Raw genomic sequence first — 3,283 nt, forward strand, 5'->3', positions numbered from 1 at the left:
CAAGCAGGGTAACAGTGCGGAAGAAATTGCTAGGCTGATGACTCACTTATCGATCGCACAAGTTTATGCAGCTTTAACGTATTATCATGCTAATCGAGAAGAGATTGATACAGATTTAGCTGAGGAACAAGAAGCTTACGAGCAGTTAGCAGAGTTACACTACAAAAACCTCAAGACAAATCCATGAGCATTCGCACATGGGAAAGACAAGGGCGATCGCCCTTAATGCTTCTCAATCTTTTACGCAATTTTAGCCTAAATCATAACATATAATAAAAATATATCTGCCCTGTTAATCTGCCATGACTGTACAATCTGTTTCGCGTTATGTCACACGTCATCCTGAAATCTTGCAAGGCGAACCAATTATCGTAGGAACGAGGACTTCCGTTCGGGCGATCGTGGAATTGTGGCGTTTGGGTATTACTCCTGAAGAAATCCCGATGCACTTACCTCACCTGAAATTAGCTCAATTTTTTGACGCGCTGAGCTTTTATTTGGATAACCAGGAAGAAATAAATACTTATATTGAGCGCAATCGAATTCCTGAAGAATTGATTCATCCTGCTGTTAAAGCTGCAAGGATAAAATAACTAAAAGTATTATAATTGTTCGTTACTCTTGACTATGACGAAAATTATGGCTACAATGGTGGCAGATTTTTTAGAAATTCAGTATAATACTCCTTAATTCTCTATTCACATCTATCAAATTTAAGGAGACATAGATATGGCTGGCGATCGCAAGATTTATATGGGTTCGGGTAACTATAACGAATCAATCCAAGGCATTTATATAGAAGGCAATTTCATAAATACGGGTCAGGACTTATCTCAAGTAACGGCTCAAATTCAACAGTTGTTAATTCAACTTCAAAAACAAGGATACACTCCACAGGATGCTCAGCATAAAGTCGCTAGTGACTTAGTGTCTCAGGCTAATAATGATTCTCAAGCCAAAAGCAGGTTAGTCAAGTGGACACAGTATGTACTTGATGGTGCTGCTAATGGTCTGATTGGTGAAGCAGTGGTAGGGGTAGTCAAGCTAACGCTAGGATTATTAGGTATTCCTCTTTGAAGTACAGATAAGCTGTCGCCCATTTAATCTGGACAGCCCTGCTTATTCAAACTCTTGTAGGGTGGGCATCCTGACCGCCCTACAAGTTAAATCTTAATCCCGAACAGCTTATTTAGCTAAATTAATGATAGGTAAAATAAGACCAATATTTAAGAAATTCAGTATTTTAATATCTAAGCTGCCAGGAAGTAAAAAGCAACGATATTACTTCTTTAGCGTATTACTGGGACTAATAAGTTTTGCGGTTGTTGGCACGGGCGTCCTGACTCTAACTAGGTTGATAGTTAGCGTGGTAATATTCGGTGCTTCTAAATTGTTATGGAATTTAGGTGTTAATACTCCACAAGAATCAAGAACTAACTTAGAAGACAATAGCAAAACTGGCGATCGCAATATTAACGTAGACCGTGGTAATTATAACGAATCTATTCATGGCAACTATATTCAGGGAGACTATATAGAAATACAAGGTTGTTACATTAACACTAATCAAGAATTATCTGATGTCGTCGCAGAGTTTCGCGAGGTTGTAGATCGACTTAAAAATCAGGGATATAGTGCGGCTAAAGCTGAGGATAAAGTAGCCCAAGATTTAGAAGAAAAAGCCCGCAGTAACCCGAAAGTCAAAAAAAGAGTGGTTAGGTGGGCAAAGTCTTTAAATCATACATCTCCTCGAATAAATAATGAAGCTGATGCAGCTAGAGAAGTTATTAAATATGCTGCTGCTTCTCCATATACTTCGTCTCCTAAATCAATTGAAGTGGTCGGTGGAATGTATTCTAAGTTAGATAGCTTGCTCCAAGCTAGGAGATGGAAAGAAGCCGATGAGGAAACAGAGAAAATGATATTCAAACTATTAGGTAGGGAAAAAGTAGAACCACCATCAGAAAATATTAATCCATCAGAATTTGGAAACAAATTAAGGGCTTTTTATAACAACTGCTTATCGGGCGAAGATATTGAAATTTTACCTGGTACAGAACTCAGAAATATAAATAAACTCTGGGTAGAACATAGCAAGGGACGCTTTGGCTTTAGCGTGCAAAAGCGGATTTGGGAAAGCATTGTTCGTACTGAGCCTGAACCTATAATCTTTCATGGTCGGGGTTGTAAGGAGTTTGATGAGCGTGTGGGCTGGTACGTGAAGGGTGATTGGATATATTACTCTGATATTAAATACTCTCTAACAGCTCCACCTGGACACCTTCCCATCAAAGTTATGTTAGATAAATTTTCTAAAAAATGTGACTGCGATCAATCAATTTTTCGTGTTTTTATGAAGCGTCAATATTACTCGTAAGTGAAACAATAAAATTATTCGATATTGGGTAAGTAAACTATGATCGCCCTTTCATCCGAAAAATCTAACTGAAGTGCGATCGCCTACAATAGAATTAACACTTCTCCTCTCCAACGCCATGCAAATTGTTTTGTCACCTGAAGTCGAAGCCCTCGTGCAGCGTCAACTCACGACTGGCAAATACAAAAGTGCGATCGAAGTCATCCTCGCAGCCATTCAACTCCTGGAACAACAAGAAGACATTTATCAAGGACGACTGCAAGAACTTCAACGAGACGCACTGATTGGCCAGCAAGCATCCCAACGCGGTGAAGTTGTAGACGGTGCAATCGCAATGGCACAAATCCGCGCCAACCTGCGATCGCGCTACAGTTCATCAGAAGCATGACTCCCAAATTTCGCCTCACCGAACCCGCAATTCAAGACATCGAGCAAATTGTAGACTACATCGCTCATCAATCGGGACTCGATATAGCCGATCGCTTTTTAAGCAAGATCGACGCAAAATTTGCCAAAATTGCTCAGTTTCCCAACCTGGGATGACAACGAGACGAAATTTTACCAGGTCTACGCAGTCTCCCGATGGATAACTATCTTATACTCTATATGCCGATCGGACAGGATGTAGAAATCTTTCGATTTGTCAGTGGTTATCGAGATTTATCAGCCCTGTTCACCGATGTTGATGATTGAATTCAATTCATCTCAGAACAAGAGATAGTTTGGGGGCAGAAACTGTTACGAATTTTTTCTAAAAAGTATCACAAAACCCTACCAAAAACCAACACCATCACACCAAAAAAATGCTCCGACTCTCCCAAACCCAACTCAAAATCCTCGAAGAATGCCCCCGCAAATTTCAACACAGCTACCTCGAACTACTCGCCACCACCGCCTCCCCAGAAC

6 protein-coding genes are annotated in these 3,283 nt (G+C 40.2%); all 6 read left to right on the forward strand.

Annotated elements, in window-relative coordinates; genetic code table 11:
- Positions 1-187, forward strand: a 187-nt coding sequence (locus ACUVJL_RS38060) for a DUF433 domain-containing protein (protein ID WP_445250545.1), incomplete at its 5' end; no start/stop codon positions are given.
- Positions 188-302: 115 nt separating this feature from the next.
- A complete protein-coding gene (locus tag ACUVJL_RS38065) occupies positions 303-593 on the forward strand; it encodes a DUF433 domain-containing protein (protein WP_445250546.1) in 291 nt (96 codons plus the stop codon).
- A 136-nt stretch (positions 594-729) separates the two neighbouring features.
- Positions 730-1,077, forward strand: coding sequence for a hypothetical protein (locus ACUVJL_RS38070; RefSeq protein WP_445250547.1), 348 nt, complete (start codon positions 730-732; stop codon positions 1,075-1,077).
- Positions 1,078-1,201: 124 nt separating this feature from the next.
- Positions 1,202-2,377 carry a GUN4 domain-containing protein gene (locus tag ACUVJL_RS38075; protein WP_445250548.1) on the forward strand — a complete coding sequence of 392 codons (1,176 nt, stop codon included), beginning with the start codon at positions 1,202-1,204 and terminating at the stop codon, positions 2,375-2,377.
- 73 nt (positions 2,378-2,450) lie between these two features.
- A complete protein-coding gene (locus ACUVJL_RS38080) occupies positions 2,451-2,765 on the forward strand; it encodes a ribbon-helix-helix domain-containing protein (protein ID WP_445250549.1) in 315 nt (104 codons plus the stop codon).
- Positions 2,762-2,920 (forward strand): type II toxin-antitoxin system RelE/ParE family toxin, encoded by a 159-nt coding sequence (locus tag ACUVJL_RS38085; protein ID WP_445250550.1) that lies wholly within the window; start codon positions 2,762-2,764, stop codon positions 2,918-2,920. Before ACUVJL_RS38080 ends, ACUVJL_RS38085 begins: the two co-directional genes overlap by 4 nt.
- The last annotated feature ends 363 nt before the right edge of the window (positions 2,921-3,283 follow it).

The organism is Microcoleus sp. OTE_8_concoct_300 (assembly GCF_031383065.1).
GTDB lineage: Bacteria > Cyanobacteriota > Cyanobacteriia > Cyanobacteriales > Microcoleaceae > Microcoleus.

What these genes read in the sequence shown, in the direction of transcription:
- ACUVJL_RS38085 (WP_445250550.1), top strand. Translation starts at nt 2,762, where the DNA reads ATGACTCCCAAATTTCGCCTCACCGAACCCGCAATTCAAGACATCGAG.
- ACUVJL_RS38065 (WP_445250546.1), top strand. Translation starts at nt 303, where the DNA reads ATGACTGTACAATCTGTTTCGCGTTATGTCACACGTCATCCTGAAATC.
- ACUVJL_RS38070 (WP_445250547.1), top strand. Translation starts at nt 730, where the DNA reads ATGGCTGGCGATCGCAAGATTTATATGGGTTCGGGTAACTATAACGAA.
- ACUVJL_RS38075 (WP_445250548.1), top strand. Translation starts at nt 1,202, where the DNA reads ATGATAGGTAAAATAAGACCAATATTTAAGAAATTCAGTATTTTAATA.